Below are 21,897 nucleotides of genomic sequence, written 5' to 3'. Positions count from 1 at the left end.
ATCGTCGTAGCCTGCACCAGAGAAACCGGATTCCCACGCAAAGAGAACCGTCAGGTCTTTTCCGGACGGGGATTCGGCCTGCAGTTCGTCCTTTGAACAGGCTGTAAAAAATGTGGCGAAGGATAGCAGCAGGATATAGGAATAAAGAATCTTTTGTTTCATCTTGATGAATTGTTAGGTTAGTCAGCAGGTATAGACGCCGCAAAGATACGAATTTCCCACGAAAAAAAAAAGAAAATCATATTTTTTTCTTTTTAAACGTTGTTTTTTATTCAACGTTTTTCAGGGCAAGACAAAATCAGCTACGAGGAATTTCGGAAGTCATTAAAAGAACAAGATTTGTAAGAAGTAAAAAATGGTTACAGCCCTTGTTCCCATGACGAGTCACTCTGCTTTGCTCAATGATTCGGCATAATATAATTTTTATAAATATTTTTCCCGTTCTACCACAAATAGAGCGGGATTTTTTGTACCTTTGCAATTCGAAAACACGATATATTATTCATATAGATAATAAAGGTAAGAAGATTGTATGATACTCCCTACAATGACACCTGAAGAGAAGGTGAGACAGATGGAAAAGATGAAGCCGTTGCTGTATGAGGCTGCCATGGGCTGGTTGAAACACAATTATAAAATTGTGTTCAAGACGAAGGTGTTCCCAACTTTCTATACTTTCGAACGGACGTTTGATGGTATGGGGAAGTGGACGGTCATCGTAATGGCAGAAAGCAAGGCTATATTGAAAAAGGGCATTGTCAACGTGCGGGGCTATCAGACTTACGTTGTCTGCCACGCAAAACTTGAAAGCAACAATGGTATGGGCATCTATTTGTTAAACGCAAATAGCGAAGATACAATCATGTGCAATGAGTTCCCGCCACATTATTTCAATCAGTTTCGCAAGCGTTTTGTTGAGGCCAGGGGGTTGTCGCAACCAGACTTCCCTAATCTTGTGAAGATGGTGATGAGAGAACATTATGATGCGATTGATGAGACGTTAATTGAATTAAAAATAAAACTTGACGATGAAGACCGTATGTTTTTCGAGGAAAACGAAGAATATAATCGTCAGGCGGGTTTCAAGAATCTGATAACCTATTCGCGTAATGGCATCTCGTTGGGCCTTTCGGGTGCAGACCGCCGATACTTCAACTTTACCACGTTTGTTTCGAACGAGATGTTGAAGGATAATCAGGTGGAGGCTCAAAGGGAAAGCCTGAAACATCAGCTCAGCTATAGGTACAAAGCCAATCTTGACCCGTTTGCTCCGCAAGAGGGAAACTTTAAGTTAGTGGAGCCTTCAACGAGAGGCTATGGATTGAATAAGAAATCAAAATAGACAGATAAATGATAATAGAGAATCCTGAATACAGAGAAGAGACCACTCATCATGAATGGGGTGATGAAACTCGTGAGTATGTTGTGCTGCCTAAGGGCCTACCAGGTAAAAGTGGTGCCACGATACTGATGCTAAGTAACCTGAAGTATTTTCTGGAAATGTTTACGCTCGGCAATGACGAATGGTATCTACGTCCTTACGAGATATTAGCAGAGTTGGAAAAACAAGTGATGGATGACGCCGAAAATGGAGAGATTGCAACCACTTATTTGATGGATTATAAGCGTCCTGGTCCGAATGTTGAGACTGCTTTTGTGATTTTTGAATTCTCACATTTCGAAGTGAACACAGAAACTGAGCCTGATGAGAACTATCGTTCGCTTTACATTTACTTTGAATATACTGGCAGTGCATCATGAGCGATTTGTTAGAAGAAATATTCAGTCGTGTGGCTGCCTTTGAGACGGGTGGTCGCCATATTGACTACATCAAACTCGACATGATTACACGTCAGGTGGAAGTGAAGTTGACGGCTGTGCCAGGTGGCGAGTACTACGACACCATTCTCGCCCAGCAGCAAGATACCATCCAACAAGCGCGACAGGATCATGCCGTCTGGACTAAGCGTCACGGCGGCGGTGTGACAGAAGAGGATTTGACTGAACGTGTCGGACTGATGCTAAAGAGTCTGCTTGACACCAAGTTTCTGCGTGATGACTACTACGAGATTCCAAGATCGAAACGCACAAAAGCCAAAGAGGAGTTGGAGCAGCTGGGATTGGAAGTAGACTGTATGAGCGAAGTGCAAATTCTGCGTTATGCATTGCTGCGTGATATGGTTGATTTACGAATGGGGCGTTTTGAGTTTGACAATAAGGAGGCTATCGGTAACTACATGTACGAAAATCGCGACACCTACAGCCCAGCTCGTTATGGTCACTACTTCCGTTTTGAGACTACTCTTGGCCTTATTTATCAAGACCTTGACCAGTTGAAGAAAGCTAATCGCGACCGTAAGTTGGAGGAGTGTATGACTGGTATGCTGACAGACATGCAGCCGCTACGTGAACATGTGGTATCTGATTTCTCTGGAAACTATGATGAGTTGTTGGATGCAATTCTGATGGTAGGCGATTTGCAGAAGAAACTAAAGCAGGTATCGCCAAACACCTTCAAAGGTGGCTATAATCAGAAGTTGACGTGTAATCTAGTGGGACTGTTGTGTGGAGAAGGTGTGTACGATGTAAATCCCAAACAGGCCGATGCCCTTATCTACACAGGTAAGACGCATTATACGTATATTAATAACTATGCGAACTACGACTCTTCCGACTCAGAAATGACCCGCGAAGAAGTAAAAGCCATCAAGGAGGTAATAAAAAAGCATACCTGATTTTATTTTTTGTTATTTCCGGAAATGTAACTTATTGAAAGTCAGTTGATAAATTATTATTATTTATCGGCTGGCTTTTATTTTTTTTTACTCTTTTTACTTGCCGTACCTTTGCACTGTCGAATTGATCGACGGTGCTCTTTGACATGCTGATACACATTTTGAGCCCCTTGGGAAGGGGCGGCTACAAGCAAGGTTTTTATATACAACAACAAATGGAAACAAAGATTTTGAAAGTGGTACGCCAGGGCGAGGCCTTCAGCGTACAGTCAAGTAAACAGGAGTCGGGCGTTATCCAGAAGTGCAACATTGTGCTGAAGGAGCTGGGCTCAAAGTTTGAAAATGAATATGTGTGCACGATGCTGGGTAATCTGGCGGCGTGCAGGTTCTACGAGGGTGACATCGTCATCGCCACCCTCCGTTTCTCTACACACGAATATCAGGGACAGACGTTCCAGGAAATACTTGCCACTGATATCGTGAAAATCAATTGATCAGGAAACAAATTGCCGTACAATTGAAATGGAAACAAATTGCCGTAATACGCATAATTTATCCATAATAAAAATTACGAGAAAATTACGATAATTACGAAAATTTGTTTCCAAGAAAAAAGGAATTTATTCCTCAAGAAAACGAGAATTTGAGTTGAAGCAGAGGAAGTCTTCACGTGAAGATGGCCATCGGATTTCCAAGCACTTCTTCTCGCTTAATAACAACTCAACAATGAAAACAAACATTATTAATCATACAGTTCAAACAATCACGTCGCTCGAAATTGCAGAGCTGACAGGTAAACAACACAATCATCTCATGCGTGACATTAGAAAGATGGAGATTGCATGGGAAAAAGTACAAGGGTCCAAATTTGGACTCTCGTCCAGAACCTACCAATTGCCGAATGGTGGAACGAAGGAAGTTCCCTGTTATGTGCTCACTAAGACCGAGTGCCTCTACATCGCCACGAAGTTCAACGACGAGGCACGCGCCAAGCTGGTGCTGCGCTGGGAGGAACTGGAGAAGGCTGACGCAAGACGTCAGATGGCTGATGCGAGATGTCTGCCCAGTCCACAGAAAATCCTTGCCCTGGCCGACGGCATCATCGGGGAGGGGCTCCGTATGCTGAACGAGCCCGCTGAGGACACGCTGACGGCGACGCAGGTGGCAAAGACATTCAACATGACCACGCTCGATTTCAACGCCGTGCTGCGCGACATGGGCATCCAGTACCGACGCGGCGGGCGTTGGAACATCTCTGACGACCTTGCCGACCGCGACTTCGTGCGCCTGCGCACCCACGTCTCCTATTCATTGAAGGGCGAGAAGAAAATACGCACCTATATGACGTGGACGATGCAGGGACTGCACTACCTTAATTCTATACTGGGATACCCGAACTTCTAAGACTCACCCCCAGCCCCTCTCTGCTCAGAGAGGGGAGTGAATAGATTTTCCAATTAATAACTAATATTACCCCAACTAACTACTCCTCCCCATTCAGGGGGAGGCAGGGAGGGGGTCTTTTTTATATGAGTGTACATTATATTTATTATAAGGATGGGGCGAAGAGGATGCGCCCCATTTCTACGAGAGAGGAGTATTTGAGTCTGAGGAATGGCGGCGAGCAGCGGCGGTTGGTGGAGCGTATCCGGGCTGGCGAGGAAGGTCTGAAATCGAAGCTGGTGCAGATGAACTACTCGTGCCTGCCCAATGAGGACGGCTCGCTGAAGGGCTCAAAGACGATGAGCACCACGGTGGGCATGGATATCGACCACCTGTCGAAGGAGGAGATGCCCGCGGTGCGTGAGCGCATCTTGCAGAAGAAGGAAGAACTGGGTCTGCTGATGCTGGAGGAGAGTGCCCGTGGCGGTGGCTATCACCTGGTGTTCCGTCGCCGTCCGGAGCTCTCGCAGGAGGAGAACCTGAAGTGGGCGAGTGAGCTGCTGGAGGTCAAATATGACGATGGTGCCAAGGACATCACGAGAGTGTTTTTCACGACAACGGGGAGCGCCGAGGATCTCCTATTTCTGGATGATGAGATATTCAGACTCACCAGACTCACCCCCAGCCCCTCTCTGCTCAGAGAGGGGAGTGGTCAGACTCAAGGACAGAAGCTATCTACGCCCCTCTCTCACAGAGAGGGGATGGGGGAGAGTCTGGAGGGGAAGGGGGAGGGTCTTCTTTCTTTCCCTAGCGACTTCAAAGGCATCTCCTATACCTCTATTATAGGTGAGTTCTGGCGCAGAACTGGCGGCGAACCCAGTGAGGGTGAGCGTAATAAGCGTCTGCATCAGTTGGCTGCCAATCTGCGAGCTATCTGCGATGATAACGAGGAGTGGTTGCTGGAGGTGATGCCTCGATACGGACTGTCGGCACAGGAGATGCGCGGCATTATCCACTCGGCCTGCAAGGAGCCTACGAAAGGGTCGCGGCTGATAGATAAGATTGTCAAGGCTCTGGAAACGGGCATCAGTCCTGACGAGGTGGACGATGCTGAGGCTGTTCAGGAAGAGACTGGTGTCAAGGTCAATGTGAAAGCGTTGCCCATCGGCCTGAAGGAATCGTTGACAGGTGTGCCCGTTTCGATGCATATGCCAGTGCTCTGTTCGCTGATGCCGTTGGCGGCTGCCTATGCCGACCAGGTGGAGGTGCGCTATTGCGACGGCGAGATGCAGAAGTTGGGCATGATGTCGATTATCTACGGCGAGCAGGCCTCCGGTAAGTCGGTCTGCAAACATGCTGTGAACATCTGGAAACGCCAGTTGGACGACGAGGATGCCTTGGCTCGTAAGCGTGAAGATGAGTGGAAGGAGCGCAAGAAGAACCGCAAGGCCAACGAGAAGGCTCCGGACGACCCGAAGGTGCTGATTCGCGTGGTGCCCGTCACGGTGAGCTGTTCTACGCTGCTGAAGCGACTGAAGAATGCAGACGGTCATACGCTCTTCTCGTTTGGCGAGGAACTGGACACGTTGCGCAAGACCAACGGTGCCGGCTCGTGGTCGTCGAAGTACGACATCTATCGTCTGGCCTTCGACCCGATAGACTCGGAATGGGGTCAGGACTACAACAGCGACCAGGCTGAGTCGGGCGTGGTGAAAGTGGCGTACAACTGGTCAATGCTGGGCACCAGTGGGGCCGTCAGGAAGTGCTTCAAGGCAGACAACGTAGAGAACGGCCTTTCGAGCCGTATCCTGCTGGCCGAGATGCCCGACACCTCGTTTGCCAAGATGCCTCATTATGGGCGTCGCACCCAGGAGGACGAGTCGAAGATTCAGGAGGCCGTCACCCGGTTGCGCTCGTATAGCGGCTATGTGGACACGCCACGCCTGCGGAAGGCCATAGACCAATGGGTGGAAGAGCAGCGCGTAGTGGCCTTGAAGGATATAGACCACGTGAAGGACACCTATCGTCGTCGTGCTGCCGTCATCGGTTTCCGCTGTGGGGTTATCTTCCATCTGCTGACGGGACGCGTGAAGGAGAGCAACGCTTGCGTGGAGTTTGCCACGATGATGGCCGACTACTGTCTGAACCAGCAAATCAAGGTGTTTGGTGCGGCCCTGCAGAATCAGTATGTGGATGCCCAGCAGGAGTGTCAGCGCTATGGTGCCAACAACAGCATCTTCGACCAACTGCCGCCCACGTTTACGGCAGATGACTTGGCTGCGCTGAAGCCCGCCAACGTGCCGCGAAACTCCATCATCAAGATTATCTCGCGCTGGAACCGCGACGGCTGGGTGGTGAAGGCAGACTCGAAAAGATGGTCTAAGGCGAAAAGTGACAATGACAAAGTGACATCGTGACATTAAGGACATTAAAGATTAAGCATTAAACATTAAATTTCAGAATTATGGAATTAGTATTGACAAGAATAGCAAAGCGCAAGACCTACACGATAGGCAGGCTTGAAATTGAAGGGGCAGGGGAGAACCTGTACTTTTGTGACACACTGGAACCCACATGGCGCGACTATGCCCACGGCGGCCGCAAGGTAAAGGGTCGCTCGGCCATTCCCGAAGGGCGCTACGCAGTAGTTATCTCATGGAGCCCGAAGTTCAAGGCATGGTTGCCCATTCTGCTGGGTGTGCCCAACTTCAGTGGCATCCGCATCCACGCGGGTAACACTGCCGCCGACACTGAGGGCTGCATCCTCGTGGGCAAGAACAAGCTTGTAGGTCAGGTGGTCGATTCGCGCATCTGGCTCTATCGCCTGAAGAAGAAAATAGTAGAGGCGAAAGACCGTGGTGAGGCGGTGTGGATTACCATTAAGTAATGATCTCTCAACAATCTTATATCACAAAACATATTAAAAGTGAGGGCAAAGATAGTCCTTTTTAGGATATTATTCGTATATTTGCCCTCACAATTAACAAAAGTTGAATTTTTGAAGCTACGACACACGGAAATATGAAAAAGGTCCTGACATTCTTGTTGGCTGTACTGGGGCTGAACACAGCTTGCAGCCAGAATTTTGACAATTATGATGTGAAGGCGTTTGCCGAACTGACTGCAGACCCTGACGTGGTAATCCTTGACGTAAGAAAGGCCGACACCTACGAGGTGGATATGTTTAAGACCAGAAGCGGTAAGACGGTGACGTTTCATGCCTTGACACATGCCAGCATCCGTATCCAGTATGATGGCAAGGAGATAGAGATTGATCCTGTGACGAAGTTGGGTAACAAGACGATAGACTATGCTGCTATGCCCAAGGCTGACTATCTCTTTGTGACCCATGAGCATGGCGACCACTTCAGTCAGGATGCCATAAAGATTCTGACAGACGGAAAGACACGTTTCATTACCAACCAGCGATGTGCCGAAATGTATGGCTCTGGTGAGGTGATGAAGAATGGTGATAAGTTGCAGTTGGCTGATGACTTCACTGTTGAGGCTGTCCCTGCATATAACTACAGTGAGGGACGCACGCAGTTCCATCCCAAGGGACGTGATAACGGCTATATCCTGACTGTCGACGGCCTGAGAATCTATATCGCCGGTGATACGGAGGATATCCCGGAATTGTCGGCTGTGAAGGACATTGACATTGCCTTCCTGCCGTGTAACCAGCCCTACACCATGACACCAGGGCAACTGGTCAGGGCTGCAGGAATCATCAAGCCCAAGGTGCTGTTTCCCTATCACTACGGACAGACAGACCTGAACAGCATTCCGTCACTGCTCCGGAATGACGGCATTGACGTTAGAATCAGACATTACGAATAGGATATTTGAAAGAAAAGGCAATATGGCTTACATGAACAGATTCAATCAGACAGATGAACGTCGGCGTGATGAGCTGATACGCATTATCGAACATAGTGTGGAGAAGCTGACGCTGGCGGAGTTGGAAGCCTTATATTATGATATGACGACAAAGTCCTTTATTAACGACTAACACAACTCTAAAAAACAGTTTTGCATATGAAAGATGTAATCAGTACAAAGGCTGCTCCTGCAGCCATCGGCCCATACAGTCAGGCCATCAGAGTGGGAAACCTCGTTTATACCTCCGGTCAGATTCCCATTGACCCCGCCACAGGCAGTTTTGCTGAGGGTGGTATCAAGGAACAGACCCGTCAGTCGCTGACCAACGTGAAGGCCATCCTGGAAGAGGCTGGCCTGACAATGGCCAATGTAATCAAGACAACGGTATTCATGGCTGACATGAACGACTTTGCGGATATGAACGCCGTCTATGCCGAGTTCTTTGCAGAGCCATATCCCGCCCGTTCGGCAGTGGCAGTGAAGACCTTGCCAAAGGGAGCACTGGTGGAGATTGAGGTCGTGGCCGCAGAATAGGTCCTAGAAAACCCAGGCAACGGACAGGTCGAGTGATTTTGAGGGCATCTTCTTGAACTCGAAGATATTGCTGTCGAGGATATTGGCCAGATTGATGAAACGGCAGTTGCCTTTAGCCCCTACACGCAGCAGTCTGCGCCCCATGCAGAACTCGTAGCCAAGTCCGCCGTAAAGTCCCTGAGTCATAGATAAAGTAGTACCGCCGCATATATAGGGGCGGTGCTTCTTTTTTGTGTCAAAGCGATAGATAAGTCCGCAATCGATTTCAATCCATAGCTTGTCGTTCTCCATGACGCGGAGATGAGAATACTCGTCCAGATCCTTCACCTTGTTCTTGTATAGTCCAGCCAGTACCATGAACTGGTATGCAAGGTTGGGATGGTTGCGTGAAGCACCGAACTCAAAGCCCAGCGCCACATGTGGCATCATGGCATGATAGGACAGGTTCTTGTCATTGATCTGGCCCCATCTCATACCGCCCTCCATCAAGAAGCGGGTGGCATACTTGGATTTGCTGTTGTCGTATTCAAACTCCACACAGTCGCCAGCTTCCTTACAATACATCTGGTTGTACCGGCGTGTCGTCTTCTTCAGATTGGCTGCAGTGATATCATTTTTCCACAGGGCCTGTGTAGCCTCAGAACTGATAAACATGATTTCTGCAGCACCGCGCAGGTTCTCTCGCTTTCGCTTCATGGCATCCTCCGTTCGGTAGTCGTCGTATGACTCCTCTTTGATGGTTGCAGTCTTGCCGTTGGCATCAACCATGTAATAGTAGGTCTGATCACCGTCCTGATAACTGTAGAGACTCACTCCGCCAAGTAGCAGACATTCAGCAAAAAGGTTACTGTCCTTGCCGTTGACAGGCAGCGTACTGCTTACGTAAAAAGAGCCGTCATCCATGAAACGGTAGCCTCGGATGTCGTAGGGCTGATACATTCGGTAGGTTGTTTCGCCTTCTGGCAAGAACCGGCAGACGGCATTATTCTCTTTTTTCGAGATATAGTCTATCGTGCCGTGTATCGTGTCATTATCGTTGGTTATCACGTAGCCGCTCACCAGTTTCTTTGGCGTATCCACATGTTGAGCCACAATATCAATTGCTACCATTAAAAACAGGTAGCATAAAAACAATCTTTTCATTCTTATATTCTATGGTTATCTATGGTTAATGGAAATATGGATTCATCCTTACCTCATCGAGGATATTGGTCTTGGGACCATGGCCTGGATAGACGGTGGTCTCGGCGGGGAGCTGGGCAATGACAGTAGAAAGGCTGTTGATTAACTGTTCCCAAGAGCCGCCAGGGAGGTCGGTACGGCCTACACTCATACGGAAGAGCGTGTCGCCCGAGAAGGCTACATGCTCTTCTTCGCAATAGAAGATGATGCTGCCGGAAGAATGGCCTGGGGTGTGGAGCACCTTCAGACTGTGATGGCCAAAGGTGATGACATCCTGATCACTGAGAATCCTGCCCAAGGGGATGTTGGTAAAACTGGTGCCAAGGTCGAAACCCATCATGCGGCACTGCTGGTCAAGGTCCTCTATCATCGTCTGGTCATTGGCGTGAGCCTCAGGCTTCAGTCCGAAGGCCTTGTAAACAAAGGCAGCGCCAAACACATGGTCAAAGTGGCCATGCGTGCAGAGATGGTGCACGGGTTTCAACTGCTGCTCCCGGATATAGTTCTGGATAGCATGCTGTTCGTTGTCATAAAGGGCACCACAGTCAATGATGACACACTCTTTTGTGTCGTCGCTCACTACGTAGCAGTTCTCCTGCAGAGGGTTTACCTCAAAAGCCTTGATAGTCAGCATGGTTACAATGGTAAGTAGATACAGTATTTCTCCTTGAACCACTCCTCACTGAAATAGCTGGAGAGTTCCGTGGACTGGACAATCTTCTTGAAAGGCTGCGTCTCGCCCTGCAGGTTGCCTCCCTTCAGGCAGATGACACCGTTGGGGATGGCATTGCGCTGCTCCTTGCTGATATTCTTGCGGACAATCTTCACAAGGTCGGGCAGGGGCATCACGGCACGACTCACCACGAAGTCGTACTTGCCTTTCTCGTCCTCGCCACGCAGATGCTCGGGGTGACAGTTCCTCAGTCCGATAGCATCGCATACCTCCTGCGCCACGCGAATCTTCTTGCCCGTGCCGTCGATGAGCTTGAACTCGCACTCTGGAAACAGAATGGCCAGGGGCACACCGGGGAAACCGCCACCGGTGCCGAAGTCGAGAATCTGCGTGCCGGGCTTGAAGCCTATGAAGCGGCCGATAGCCATGGAGTGAAGCACATGGTGCTCATACAGATTGTCGATATCCTTGCGCGAGATAACGTTAATCTTCTGATTCCATTCATGATACAGCGCATTCAGGGATTCAAACTGCGCATATTGCTCGTTGGTGAGCTTTGGAAAATACTTTTCAATCAATTTCATGGTGCAAAGATACAAATAATTCTTAATTCTTCGCTCGGCTTGACCGCTTTTTCTTGAAAAAGAATTCTTAATTCTCAATTATTTTGTACCTTTGCACCCGATTTTTAAATAGAAGAAGTAATGAAACAACTTAAAGCGGCGCTTTTTGACCTGGATGGTGTGGTGTTTGACACAGAGCCACAGTACACCGTTTTCTGGGGAAGTCAGTGCCGGTTATATCATCCGGAACGCCCAGGGCTGGAACATGAGATAAAGGGTTCTACGCTGCAGCAGATTTATGACAAGTGGTGGAGCGGCGAACTGGAGAAAGAGCGCGATATAGTGACCCGGCGCCTGAACGAATTTGAGGCACAGATGGACTATAGCTATATCGCTGGCTTCGAGGCTTTTGTGCGCGACTTGCGCCAGCATGGCGTGAAGACGGCTGTGGTGACAAGCAGCAATATGCCGAAGATGGAGAGCGTATTCCGTGTACGTCCGGAGTTCAAATCCCTCTTTGACGCGATTCTGACCAGTGAGGACTTTGCTGAGAGCAAGCCCTCGCCCGACTGCTATCTGAAGGGTGCTGAGCGTTTTGGCGTGAGTCCGGACGAGTGTGTCGTGTTGGAGGATAGTATTAATGGACTGAAGAGCGGACGTGCTGCCGGCATGTACGTCGTGGGACTGACCACCACGAATACCAAGGAGAATATCGAGGCATTATCGAATATACAGATTAAAGATTATCAGGATATAAATTACCAAAAGTTAAACACATTATGGCAGGATATTTAGTAAGCGACAATCGTAAAGTGACGACACATCGCTTTATTGAAATGAAACAGAAAGGTGAGAAAATCTCAATGCTCACCTCTTACGATTACACCACGGCAGGCATCGTAGACCGTGCCGGTATTGACGGCATCCTGGTGGGTGACTCAGCATCAAATGTGATGGCTGGTAACTCTACCACGTTGCCTATGACCGTAGATCAGATGATCTATCACGCACGTTCGGTGGTTCGTGCCGTGAAACGTGCACTGGTGGTGTGTGACATGCCCTTCGGCTCTTATCAGACTGGTGTGCATGATGGCGTGGTGAATGCTATCCGCATCATGAAGGAGAGTGGATGTGACGCCCTGAAGATGGAGGGTGGCGTAGAGATACTGGACACCGTCAAGGCTATCCTGGATGCCGGTATCCCCGTGATGGCCCACCTGGGACTGACACCTCAGAGTATTAATAAGTTTGGTACATACGCTGTACGTGCCAAGGAGGAGAAGGAGGCCGCCAAACTACTGTCGGATGCCAAGGCTCTGAGTGAGGCCGGCTGTTTTGCCGTGACACTGGAGAAAGTGCCCGCAGCACTGGCCGAACAGGTGACCAGGGAAATCAGTGTGCCTACTATCGGTATCGGTGCTGGCGGTAAGTGCGACGGCCAGATCCTGGTAGTAGCGGATATGTTGGGTATGAACCAGGGCTTCTCTCCCCGTTTCCTGCGTCGCTATGCCGACCTGAATACGGTGATGACGGATGCTATCGGACAGTATGTTACTGACGTGAAGAGCGGTGACTTCCCCAACGAGAGTGAATCGTATTAATTAAAGACTATAAGCGTGAACACACAAGGCACAAGGTTACATATCGGACTGTGGCATAAGGAGTTCTGGCTGATGGTGCTAGCAAACCTTTTGCTGTCGATGGCCGTTACAATGCTGATTCCTACCTTGCCTATATGGCTGAAGGAAGCTGCTGGTCTGGACAACCGGCAGGTGGGTCTGGTAATGGGGTCTTTTGCCTTGGGCTTGTTCTTGCCGGGTGCCTTCTGCTCCTACCTGGTGCAGCAATACAGGCGCAACGTGGTGTTCATGATATGTGTGCTGGTATTGGCCGCATCAATGACGTTGCCGTTTTTCAAGCTCCCCGCCTTGCACCTGTATCCGATAATACTTGTATGGCGTGGACTTCAGGGTGCGGCCTTTGGCTTGGCGCAGATGGTACTCTCGTCGACATTGATTATCGATACCTGTGAATCGCATCAGCGCACGGAGGCCAACCACTCAGCAACGTGGTTCGGACGGTTTGCCCTGTCGCTGGGCCCGATGGCCGGACTGCTGATGATGCAGTTGTCTAGTCTGATAGTCCCTTCATCTATACCGGCCTCGCCTATGTCGACGCTGAACGTCTTCTTCCTGGCGCTGGTATGTTGCGTGGCGGCTATCTTACTGGTATCGTTTATCCGCTTTCCGTTCCGTATTCCGGAGGACAACCTGCATGTGCTGAGTCTTGACAGGTTTTTCCTGACGTCAGGATGGACACTCTTCCTGAACCTCTTGTTGGTGACGACGGCTATCGGTATGCTGATGTCGCTCCCAGTGCCTGTACATGCTTACGGCATGGTGATGCTGGGTTTCCTGTTGGCCCTGCTGGCCCAGCGCTTCGTGTTTTGTGATGCAGAACTGAAGAGTGAGGTGATTACCGGCCTGTTGCTGATAGGCGCCTCGTTGATTATACTTCTGACGTCCCGCTATTCACCCCTGACAACGCCCCTTCTGGGCTTGGGAGTAGGACTGGTGGGCGGTAGGTTCCTGCTGTTCTTCATCAAGTTGAGCCGTCACTGCCAGCGAGGTACCTCGCAGAGCACCTTCATGCTGGGGTGGGAGAGTGGCTTGGCTATCGGTGTCGGCGTGGGCTATTACTTCTTCAGCGGACGTACGATGGAGATGCTCATGGTGGCATTCCTCCTTGTTGTTGCGGCTCTTCTGATGTACGTGTTCTGGACCCATAGGTGGTTTTTAGAGCATAAGAATCGTTAAAAAAGATAAAAACGTATCAACTCAGAAAAAATATTTGTAATTTCGTAGCCGTAAATCTATACAAAAGGAAATACAATGAGAAAGGTCACACAAATATTTCTTGCGATTGCTTGTATCTTCCAACTGGGTGGAACGGATGTCAATGCTCAGCAGATTCAGGCTACGCGTCGTCATTTCTCAACGGATGACGGATTAGCGAGCAATGCCATTGCGCATATGGTGCAGGATGACTATGGCTATATATGGCTTGCCACCTGGAATGGCCTTTCCAGATTTGACGGATACAACTTCTTTAATTATAAGACGGGCGCTGCCAGTCATATCAGGAATCTGCATAACCGTATAGCACAGTTGGCTGTGGACAATCAGCAGAACGTGTGGATGCGCATGTATGACTCCAGGGTCTTTGTGCTGAAACGCTCAACCGACTGCATCGTCAATCCCTTTGAGAATGTCAGTGGCAGTGAGGAATACCGTACGACACATCCTATCGTCGTGACAAGTAGCGGTGACGTGCTGGTTACTGTAGACGGCGTGGGACTGTATAAGTTGCGTATGATGTCTTCCGGCGTCAAGGCACAGCTGATCACCGTGGGAGACATGGTTATCACCTCGATAACCGAGGGCTATCAGGACGATATATGGCTTGGTACGAATCAGGGCGTGCATCGCATGGATGCCAGTAACCTGACCGTAGAGCGCAAGGGACTGTTCCTGGACGAAAGTATCACTTGTCTGTATTCAAATGGCTATAATATCTATGTGGGTACAAAGAGTGGCAAGATCATGTCGTTCTCATATGGCCAGGAATCACAGGTGATTCGTGCCGGTGGCGACCAGGTTGCCAAGCTCTTTGTGGACAGTCACGGCCTGATATGGTTTACGGATGCGCGTATGGGTGTCAGCAAGATAGATCCTGAGACCCATGTGGAGCGGTTCTACTCGCAGAACGTGAAAACGCCCGACTATGACGGCTATGGCGGTATTATTGCCGAGAGTAACGGTGTGGTTTGGATAGCCATGAACCGTGGCGGCTTCGGCTATTACAACCGTGAGACCGATGAGGTGGAGTATTTCCATAACGACCCCTCTAACCCCTGGAACCTGTCGAATGCGGTGAATGCCATGCTGGTAACCAACGAGGGCGTGGTGTTTGAGTCAACAACACGTCGCGGACTGGAGAAACTGGAGATTATCAAACAGACGATAGCTCGCAGGATGGTTGCGCCTGGCAGCACCAATCCATTGGATAACGAAATTCGCGGACTGTTGTATGACAAGTCCAGGAAACAGTTGCTGATGGGTACCAAGGCTGGTGTGCTGCATATCATCAAGGGCGACAGCATACACACTACCTGGTCAAGGACCGATGACGGCAGTCCTATTGGACGTATATACGGCATCTCAAAGGATGCCAGTGGCCGCTACTGGATTGCTTCGAAGGATAATGGATTGTTTAGGATGACGCCAACGGGCAACGGTTACTCTATCGTGAACCTGCGTCATAAGGCTGGTGATCCCAACTCGCTGAATGATGATCGTGCCTATTGCTGTCTGGAGGATAAGGATGGCAACCTGTGGGTGGCAACCTATGGCGGTGGCGTGAATCTGTTGCCTAAGGGTAAGAACGGATTCCTCTATCCCAAGAGGGGCATGAACAATTATCCCATCAATGCCTACCAGAAGGTGCGCACGCTGGAACTCGACAAGGACGGAAAGGTGTGGGCAGGAACAACTGACGGTGTGCTTATCATGTCGTATAAGAAAGGTAAGGTAGAGGTGCAGCGACTGTTGGAATCCAAAGAGTATCCTGACAATATCCTGATGTCAAACGATGTGGTTTGTCTGGCGCGTGATGCGCATGGCATGATGTGGGTAGGCACCAATGGCGGTGGTCTGGCACATACCATCGGACAGGACTCGGAGGGACACTGGTATTTTGAGCATTTCGGCGCAAAAGACGGTCTGCCGTCTGAGGAGATAAAATGTCTGACGTTTGACAGTCGTGGCAACGTGTGGTTTGCTACAGACCACCACATCTGTTCCTTTGATCAGGGAAAGCGCATCTTTGCCACCTATTCTAACCTGGAAGGCGTGGATGAGACGATCTGCTCAGAGGCTTCTGCTGTGACGCTGCAAAACGGACATGTGCTTTTCGGTACGGTGAATGGCTATTACGATGTAGATCAAACAAAGTTGATGACATCGACAGGTTCTATGCTGAAGTTGCGCATCACGGATTTCTGGTTGAACAACGTGTTGCAGACACCGCGTCAGACCACCCTGTATGGCTATTACGTGCCCGATGCCAAGACGGTGCGACTGCAGAATCATGATGATGAGATTGGTTTCCGTTTTGCCTCACTGAACTATCAGTTGCAGCACCGCGTACATTATCAGTATATGCTTGAGGGCTATGACGAGGATTGGCATAATGCCCCGGTGTCAAGGACGGCATGGTATAATAACCTGCCTTCAGGTACCTATAAGTTTAAGGTGAAGGCCTTCCTGATTGACTCGCCGGAGAAATACGACCTGAAAGAGATTGAGGTAATTGTGCCTCCATCGTTCCTGATGTCGCGCAATGCCATGTGGATTTATTTGGCAATAGGTGTCGTGCTCTGCGTGATGCTGATGTTCTGGTTGCAGAAAATGCACCGCAGAAGACAGGGACGCTCGATGAAGGATAGTAAGACGCGCGAGAAGGCTGTCATCAGGGCCAAGGAGGACTATGAGTTCATGAAGCGTGTAGAGCTGTGGATGGAAAAGAACTATAAGAATCCTACGGTTGACGTAGAGCAGTTGATCGTGTTCATGTCCATGAGCCTGGCAGATTTCGAAAGTAAGCTGAAGCGTATCACGAATAAGACACCAAAGGAATATATCAGCGAATATAGGATAGATAAAGCTAAGCAGATGCTGGCGCATACAGATGCAAGCATTGCGGACATCTCGTTTGAACTGGGATTTGCTAATGCGGCGCAGTTTAACCGTCTGTTCCAGGAGGCTACGGAGATGACTCCATCACAGTATCGTGATGCCCAAAGGCAGACTGACACCACTGGCGCTTCTACGGATTATGAAATAATAGAATAAAGAAAAACTGGGACCGTCTCGGTTAGATTGGGATACTCATCAAATAACAATGAAAACCGGGCAGTCTTCTCTTGTCGATGGCGGGCCATTACCCAAGCGTTTTCCAAATGCCGATGGATTACAAAGACGGAGAGCACCCATAACCTGTGATAAAGGAGTTTTCATCACATCACCCTGGCGGTCCCTTTTTCTTTTAGTTAAGAGTTAAGAATTAAGAGTTAGGAGTTTTTTAAATGTTTTCTGGAATTATTGAAGAGTTTGCTACGGTAGTAGCGATTAAGCACGATAGAGAGAATATTGACTTCACACTGACCTGTTCGTTCACCAGTGAACTGAGCATCGATCAGAGTGTGGCTCATAATGGCGTCTGCCTGACGGTGGTGAAGATTGAGGGTAACGAGTATGTGGTGACTGCCATGAAAGAGACGCTCGACCGCACGAATCTGGGTCTGCTGAAAGTGGGCGACAAGGTGAATGTGGAGCGTTCGATGGTGATGAATGGCCGACTGGACGGACATATCGTTCAGGGTCATGTGGACCAGACGGCTAAGTGCGTCAAGATGGAGGATGCCAACGGTTCTACTTACTTCACTTTCGAGTATCCGGAGAACCGCGAGATGGCACGTCGTGGCTACTTCACGGTGGATAAAGGGTCGGTGACCGTTAATGGCGTGTCGCTCACGGTATGTAATCCCACGGCAAACTCATTCCAGGTGGCTATCATCCCTTACACCATGGAGCACACGAATTTCCAGGATATCCGTGTAGGTACGGTGGTCAACCTGGAGTTTGATATCCTGGGCAAGTATATCGCCCGACTGAATGAACTGAAATAAAAAGATAAAAAACAAATATAGATTATGCTTACACTTAAACTCATTACTGAGGAAACCGAGCGCGTGATTCGCGGCTTGGAGAAGAAACATTTCAAGGGTGCTAAAGAGGCTATCGACGAGGTGCTGGCTGTTGACAAGCGTCGTCGTGAGGCTCAGCAGGAACTCGACAAGAACTTGAGCGAGGCCAAGAAGATGGCTGCCCAGATTGGTGGTCTGATGAAGGAAGGCAAGAAGGCTGAGGCTGATGCTATCAAGGCCAAGGTGTCCGAGATGAAGGAGACCAACAAGCAGTTGGAGGACACCATGAACCAGGCACAGGAGGAGATGACCCGTCTGCTCTGTCAGATTCCTAATATCCCCTACGATGAGGTGCCCGAGGGTGCTTCCGCAGAGGATAACCACGTGGTGAAGTCAAACCTGAAGGAGTGCACGGAGAAGGATACCGTAGGCAACTGGGACGTGAACCCCTCACTGGGTATCGCTAATCCTCTGCCTCACTGGGAACTGGCCAAGAAATACAACCTTATCGACTTTGACCTGGGGGTGAAGATTACTGGTGCCGGATTCCCTGTATATATCGGTAAGGGTGCCCGCTTGCAGCGTGCTTTGATCAACTTCTTCCTGGATGAGGCTCGCAAGAGTGGCTATACGGAGATCATGCCTCCTACAGTGGTGAACGCTGCCTCTGGCTACGGCACAGGTCAGTTGCCCGATAAGGAGGGTCAGATGTACCACTGCGAGGTAGATGATTTCTATCTCATTCCTACGGCCGAGGTGCCTGTGACGAATATCTACCGTGACGTGATCCTTGACGAGAAGGACCTGCCTATCAAGAACTGTGCTTATACAGAGTGTTTCCGTCGTGAGGCCGGCTCATACGGTAAGGACGTTCGCGGTCTGAACCGTCTGCATGAGTTCTCTAAGATCGAGATTGTACGTATCGACAAGCCTGAGCACTCAAAGGAGAGCCACAAGGAGATGCTGGCACACGTTGAGGGACTGCTGAAGAAACTGGAGTTGCCTTATCGTATCCTGCTGCTCTGCGGTGGTGACCAGTCGTTCACCTCTTCTATCTGCTACGACTTCGAGGTTTACTCTGAGGCTCAGGGCCGCTGGCTCGAGGTTTCGTCTGTATCAAACTTCGACACCTATCAGGCCAACCGTCTGAAGTGCCGCTATCGTAACAGTGAGACCAAGAAGACGGAACTCTGTCACACACTGAATGGCTCGGCCCTGGCTCTGCCCCGTATCGTGGCTGCCCTGCTGGAGAACAACCAGACAGAGAACGGTATCAAGATTCCTGCAGCACTCGTGCCCTACACAGGTTTCGAAATGATTGACTAATACATATAGGTTATGAATAAAGATGCAAGCATAAGTATATGTTTGCATCTTTTTTCGTAAAAAGTATGGTTAATTCAAAACAATTTGTTACCTTTGCAGCCAATTATTAAACAATTTGGTTACAATAAACCTGAATTATGAATAAAATCGTCAGAAAAGAGCAGTTCTCTGAAAAGGTGTTCCTTTTCGAGATTGAAGCTCCGCTTATTGCTAACAGCCGCAAGGCAGGCAACTTTGTGATTGTACGTGTCGGACAGAAAGGTGAGCGTATGCCCCTCACCATTGCTGGTGCCGACAAAGACAAGGGCACTATCACGCTGGTAGTACAGCAGGTGGGTCTCTCTTCAAAGAAACTGTGTATGTTGAACGAGGGCGATTATGTCACAGATATCGTAGGTCCTCTGGGAAATCCCACGCATATAGAGAAATTCGGTACGGTAGTTTGCGCTGGTGGTGGTCTGGGCGTTGCTCCGATGCTGCCAATCATTCAGGCACTGAAAGCTGCTGGCAACCGTGTGCTGTCTGTGATGGCTGGTCGTTCCAAGGACTTGATTATCCTGGAAGACAAGGTTCGCGAGAGTTCTGACGAGGTAATCATCATGACCGATGACGGCTCTTATGGTGAGAAAGGTGTCGTTACCGTAGGTATTGAGAAATTCATTGAACAGGAGCATGTGGACAAGGTGTTTGCTATCGGTCCTCCAATCATGATGAAATTCTCTAATCTCACCGCCCAGAAGCATAATATCCCCTGTGAGGTTTCGCTGAATACCATTATGGTCGATGGTACGGGTATGTGTGGTGCCTGTCGTCTGACGATTGGTGGTAAGACGAAATTCGTTTGTATCGACGGCCCTGAGTTTGACGGCGCCCTGGTTGACTGGGACGAGATGTTCAAGCGCATGGGTACCTTCAAGAAGGCCGAGCAGGAGGAGATGGAGCATTTCCAGGAGCACTTGGATGGAAAGGAAGAGGTAAAAGTGAAGAGTGAAGAATTTGCTACCGCTCAGGCCAAAGCCTCTGTTGACCCCATAGAGGTCCTCACTGACCGTGATGCCGAGTGGCGTAAGGAACTGCGTGCTTCAATGAAGCCCAAGGAGCGTACGCAGATAGAGCGCGTGAAGATGCCTGAGCTCGATCCTGTTTATCGTGCTACCACACGTACAGAGGAGGTTAACATTGGTCTGACCAAGGAGATGGCGATGACGGAGGCTAAGCGTTGTCTTGACTGCGCTAAACCCTCATGTGTTGAAGGCTGTCCTGTGAATATCAATATCCCTTCGTTTGTGAAGAATATCGAGCGTGGTGAATTCCTGGCTGCAGCCAAGGTGCTGAAGAATACATCTGCCCTGCCTGCTGTCTGTGGACGTGTTTGTCCGCAGGAGAAGCAATGTGAGAGCAAGTGTATCCACCTGAAGATGAACGAGCCCGCTGTGGCTATCGGTTATCTGGAGCGCTTTGCTGCCGACTATGAGCGTGAGAGCGGCAATATCTCCCTGCCTGAGATTGCTCCTTCTAACGGCATCAAGATTGCTGTTGTGGGTTCTGGTCCTGCCGGACTGAGCTTTGCTGGCGACATGGTGAAGAAGGGCTATGATGTGTATGTGTTTGAGGCATTACACGAGATTGGCGGTGTGCTGAAATATGGTATCCCTGAGTTCCGTCTGCCCAATAAGATTGTGGATGTGGAGATTGAGAACCTGTCTAAAATGGGCGTTCACTTCCAGACCGACGTGATTGTTGGTAAGACGATCAGCGTGGAGACGCTGGAGCAGCAGGGCTTTAAGGGCATCTTCGTAGGTTCTGGTGCCGGTCTGCCCAACTTCATGAATATTCCTGGCGAGAATGCTATCAATATCATGTCGTCAAACGAATACCTGACGCGTGTGAATCTGATGGATGCTGCTAACCCAACTACGGATACGCCTATCAACCTGGGTAAGAAAGTGCTCGTTGTAGGTGGTGGTAACACGGCTATGGACTCTTGTCGTACGGCTAAGCGTCTGGGCGCTGAGGTAACATTGGTTTATCGTCGCAGCGAACAGGAGATGCCTGCCCGTCTGGAAGAGGTGAAGCATGCCAAGGAAGAGGGTATCAACTTCCTCTGTCTGCATAATCCTATAGAGTATCTGACTGATGAGGCTGGTGCTGTGAAGGCTGCCGTGCTGCAGGTTATGGAGTTGGGTGAGCCCGATGCCAGTGGACGTCGCAGTCCTGTTCCTGTGGAGGGCAAGACGGTGACGCTCGATGTCGATCAGGTGGTCGTTGCTGTAGGCGTTAGTCCTAACCCATTGGTTCCAAAGAGTATCGAGGGACTGGAACTGGGTCGCAAGAATACCATCGTGGTTAACGAGGGTATGCAGTCTAATCGTGCAGAGATCTTCGCAGGTGGTGACATCGTGCGTGGTGGTGCTACTGTTATCCTGGCTATGGGTGACGGTCGTCGTGCTGCTCAGAATATGGATGATTATTTACAGAAGAAATGAACGGTTTTTATACTATTCTTTTGCTCATACTAAGCAATGTCTTTATGACGCTTGCTTGGTATGGGCATTTGAAACTTCAGGAGTCAGGAACTTCAAGCAACTGGCCGCTTATTGGTGTGATACTCTTCTCATGGGGTATCGCTTTCCTGGAATACTGCTGTCAGGTGCCAGCCAATCGTATTGGCTTCTTGGGAAATGGCGGTCCTTTCTCATTGGTGCAGTTGAAGGTTGTACAGGAGTGTATCTCGCTGGCTGTCTTCGCAGTCATTGCTAATATCATGTTTCAGGGGCAAAGTCTCCATTGGAACCATATCCTGGCTTTCCTGCTGATTATCTGTGCCGTCTATCTGGTGTTCATGAAATAGAA

21 protein-coding genes are annotated in these 21,897 nt (G+C 49.5%); 18 read left to right on the top strand and 3 right to left on the bottom strand.

Annotated features, from left to right (window positions below):
- Positions 1 to 532 precede the first annotated feature (532 nt).
- From L6468_RS09280 to L6468_RS09235, 10 genes are all read left to right on the top strand, one after another.
- Positions 533 to 1,342: a hypothetical protein gene (locus L6468_RS09280; RefSeq protein ID WP_091818515.1), complete on the top strand. Its 810-nt coding sequence runs from the start codon at positions 533 to 535 to the stop codon at positions 1,340 to 1,342.
- Positions 1,343 to 1,350: 8 nt separating this feature from the next.
- Positions 1,351 to 1,761: a hypothetical protein gene (locus L6468_RS09275; RefSeq protein ID WP_091818514.1), complete on the top strand. Its 411-nt coding sequence runs from the start codon at positions 1,351 to 1,353 to the stop codon at positions 1,759 to 1,761.
- Complete coding sequence (locus L6468_RS09270) at positions 1,758 to 2,735, top strand: hypothetical protein (RefSeq protein WP_091818513.1); 978 nt, start codon at positions 1,758 to 1,760, stop codon at positions 2,733 to 2,735. The genes L6468_RS09275 and L6468_RS09270 overlap by 4 nt, the downstream gene beginning before the upstream one ends.
- A gap of 215 nt (positions 2,736 to 2,950) precedes the next feature.
- The gene (locus L6468_RS09265) at positions 2,951 to 3,229 is read left to right on the top strand and encodes a hypothetical protein (RefSeq protein WP_237793055.1); all 279 of its coding nucleotides are present in this window, start codon (positions 2,951 to 2,953) and stop codon (positions 3,227 to 3,229) included.
- A gap of 232 nt (positions 3,230 to 3,461) precedes the next feature.
- Positions 3,462 to 4,139 (top strand): Rha family transcriptional regulator, encoded by a 678-nt coding sequence (locus L6468_RS09260; RefSeq protein ID WP_237793054.1) that lies wholly within the window; start codon positions 3,462 to 3,464, stop codon positions 4,137 to 4,139.
- 284 nt (positions 4,140 to 4,423) lie between these two features.
- A complete protein-coding gene (locus L6468_RS09255; RefSeq protein WP_431356699.1) occupies positions 4,424 to 6,535 on the top strand; it encodes a YfjI family protein in 2,112 nt (703 codons plus the stop codon).
- A 47-nt stretch (positions 6,536 to 6,582) separates the two neighbouring features.
- Positions 6,583 to 7,005: a DUF5675 family protein gene (locus L6468_RS09250; RefSeq protein ID WP_237793052.1), complete on the top strand. Its 423-nt coding sequence runs from the start codon at positions 6,583 to 6,585 to the stop codon at positions 7,003 to 7,005.
- A gap of 134 nt (positions 7,006 to 7,139) precedes the next feature.
- Positions 7,140 to 7,958, top strand: a complete 819-nt coding sequence (locus L6468_RS09245) for an MBL fold metallo-hydrolase (RefSeq protein WP_091854093.1) — start codon at positions 7,140 to 7,142, stop codon at positions 7,956 to 7,958.
- A gap of 22 nt (positions 7,959 to 7,980) precedes the next feature.
- On the top strand, positions 7,981 to 8,130 hold the full coding sequence (locus tag L6468_RS09240; protein WP_237796689.1) for a hypothetical protein: 150 nt from the start codon (positions 7,981 to 7,983) through the stop codon (positions 8,128 to 8,130).
- 26 nt (positions 8,131 to 8,156) lie between these two features.
- Complete coding sequence (locus L6468_RS09235; protein ID WP_091818997.1) at positions 8,157 to 8,534, top strand: RidA family protein; 378 nt, start codon at positions 8,157 to 8,159, stop codon at positions 8,532 to 8,534.
- A 3-nt stretch (positions 8,535 to 8,537) separates the two neighbouring features.
- Here L6468_RS09235 and L6468_RS09230 read toward each other — a convergent pair whose 3' ends face one another.
- Genes L6468_RS09230 through rsmG form a run of 3 tightly spaced genes read right to left on the bottom strand, consistent with a single transcriptional unit; the run spans position 8,538 to position 10,973 of the window.
- Complete coding sequence (locus tag L6468_RS09230; protein ID WP_237793051.1) at positions 8,538 to 9,644, bottom strand: hypothetical protein; 1,107 nt, start codon at positions 9,642 to 9,644, stop codon at positions 8,538 to 8,540.
- A gap of 58 nt (positions 9,645 to 9,702) precedes the next feature.
- The gene (locus tag L6468_RS09225; protein WP_237793050.1) at positions 9,703 to 10,350 is read right to left on the bottom strand and encodes an MBL fold metallo-hydrolase; all 648 of its coding nucleotides are present in this window, start codon (positions 10,348 to 10,350) and stop codon (positions 9,703 to 9,705) included.
- A 2-nt stretch (positions 10,351 to 10,352) separates the two neighbouring features.
- Positions 10,353 to 10,973: a 16S rRNA (guanine(527)-N(7))-methyltransferase RsmG gene (rsmG, locus tag L6468_RS09220; RefSeq protein WP_091854085.1), complete on the bottom strand. Its 621-nt coding sequence runs from the start codon at positions 10,971 to 10,973 to the stop codon at positions 10,353 to 10,355.
- Between the two features lie 120 nt (positions 10,974 to 11,093).
- Between rsmG and L6468_RS09215 the strand changes: the two genes are divergently transcribed.
- From L6468_RS09215 to L6468_RS09180, 8 genes are all read left to right on the top strand, one after another.
- Positions 11,094 to 11,747: an HAD family hydrolase gene (locus L6468_RS09215; protein ID WP_237793049.1), complete on the top strand. Its 654-nt coding sequence runs from the start codon at positions 11,094 to 11,096 to the stop codon at positions 11,745 to 11,747.
- On the top strand, positions 11,732 to 12,553 hold the full coding sequence (gene panB / locus L6468_RS09210) for a 3-methyl-2-oxobutanoate hydroxymethyltransferase (RefSeq protein ID WP_091819002.1): 822 nt from the start codon (positions 11,732 to 11,734) through the stop codon (positions 12,551 to 12,553). Before L6468_RS09215 ends, panB begins: the two co-directional genes overlap by 16 nt.
- A 15-nt stretch (positions 12,554 to 12,568) precedes the next feature.
- On the top strand, positions 12,569 to 13,768 hold the full coding sequence (locus tag L6468_RS09205) for an MFS transporter (RefSeq protein ID WP_237793048.1): 1,200 nt from the start codon (positions 12,569 to 12,571) through the stop codon (positions 13,766 to 13,768).
- Positions 13,769 to 13,843: 75 nt separating this feature from the next.
- Complete coding sequence (locus L6468_RS09200) at positions 13,844 to 16,864, top strand: ligand-binding sensor domain-containing protein (RefSeq protein WP_237793047.1); 3,021 nt, start codon at positions 13,844 to 13,846, stop codon at positions 16,862 to 16,864.
- Positions 16,865 to 17,097: 233 nt separating this feature from the next.
- Positions 17,098 to 17,700 (top strand): riboflavin synthase, encoded by a 603-nt coding sequence (locus L6468_RS09195; protein WP_091854079.1) that lies wholly within the window; start codon positions 17,098 to 17,100, stop codon positions 17,698 to 17,700.
- Positions 17,701 to 17,724: 24 nt separating this feature from the next.
- Positions 17,725 to 19,044: a serine--tRNA ligase gene (gene serS / locus L6468_RS09190; protein ID WP_237793046.1), complete on the top strand. Its 1,320-nt coding sequence runs from the start codon at positions 17,725 to 17,727 to the stop codon at positions 19,042 to 19,044.
- A gap of 137 nt (positions 19,045 to 19,181) precedes the next feature.
- Positions 19,182 to 21,530 carry a bifunctional dihydroorotate dehydrogenase B NAD binding subunit/NADPH-dependent glutamate synthase gene (locus L6468_RS09185; RefSeq protein ID WP_237793045.1) on the top strand — a complete coding sequence of 783 codons (2,349 nt, stop codon included), beginning with the start codon at positions 19,182 to 19,184 and terminating at the stop codon, positions 21,528 to 21,530.
- Entirely contained in the window at positions 21,527 to 21,895 is a 369-nt protein-coding gene (locus tag L6468_RS09180) for a DMT family protein (RefSeq protein WP_237793044.1), read from the top strand. Before L6468_RS09185 ends, L6468_RS09180 begins: the two co-directional genes overlap by 4 nt.
- The last annotated feature ends 2 nt before the right edge of the window (positions 21,896 to 21,897 follow it).

Origin of the sequence: Prevotella communis (genome assembly GCF_022024115.1) — a bacterium.
Classification (GTDB): domain Bacteria; phylum Bacteroidota; class Bacteroidia; order Bacteroidales; family Bacteroidaceae; genus Prevotella; species Prevotella communis.
This window is presented reverse-complemented; position numbering and strand designations above follow the sequence as displayed.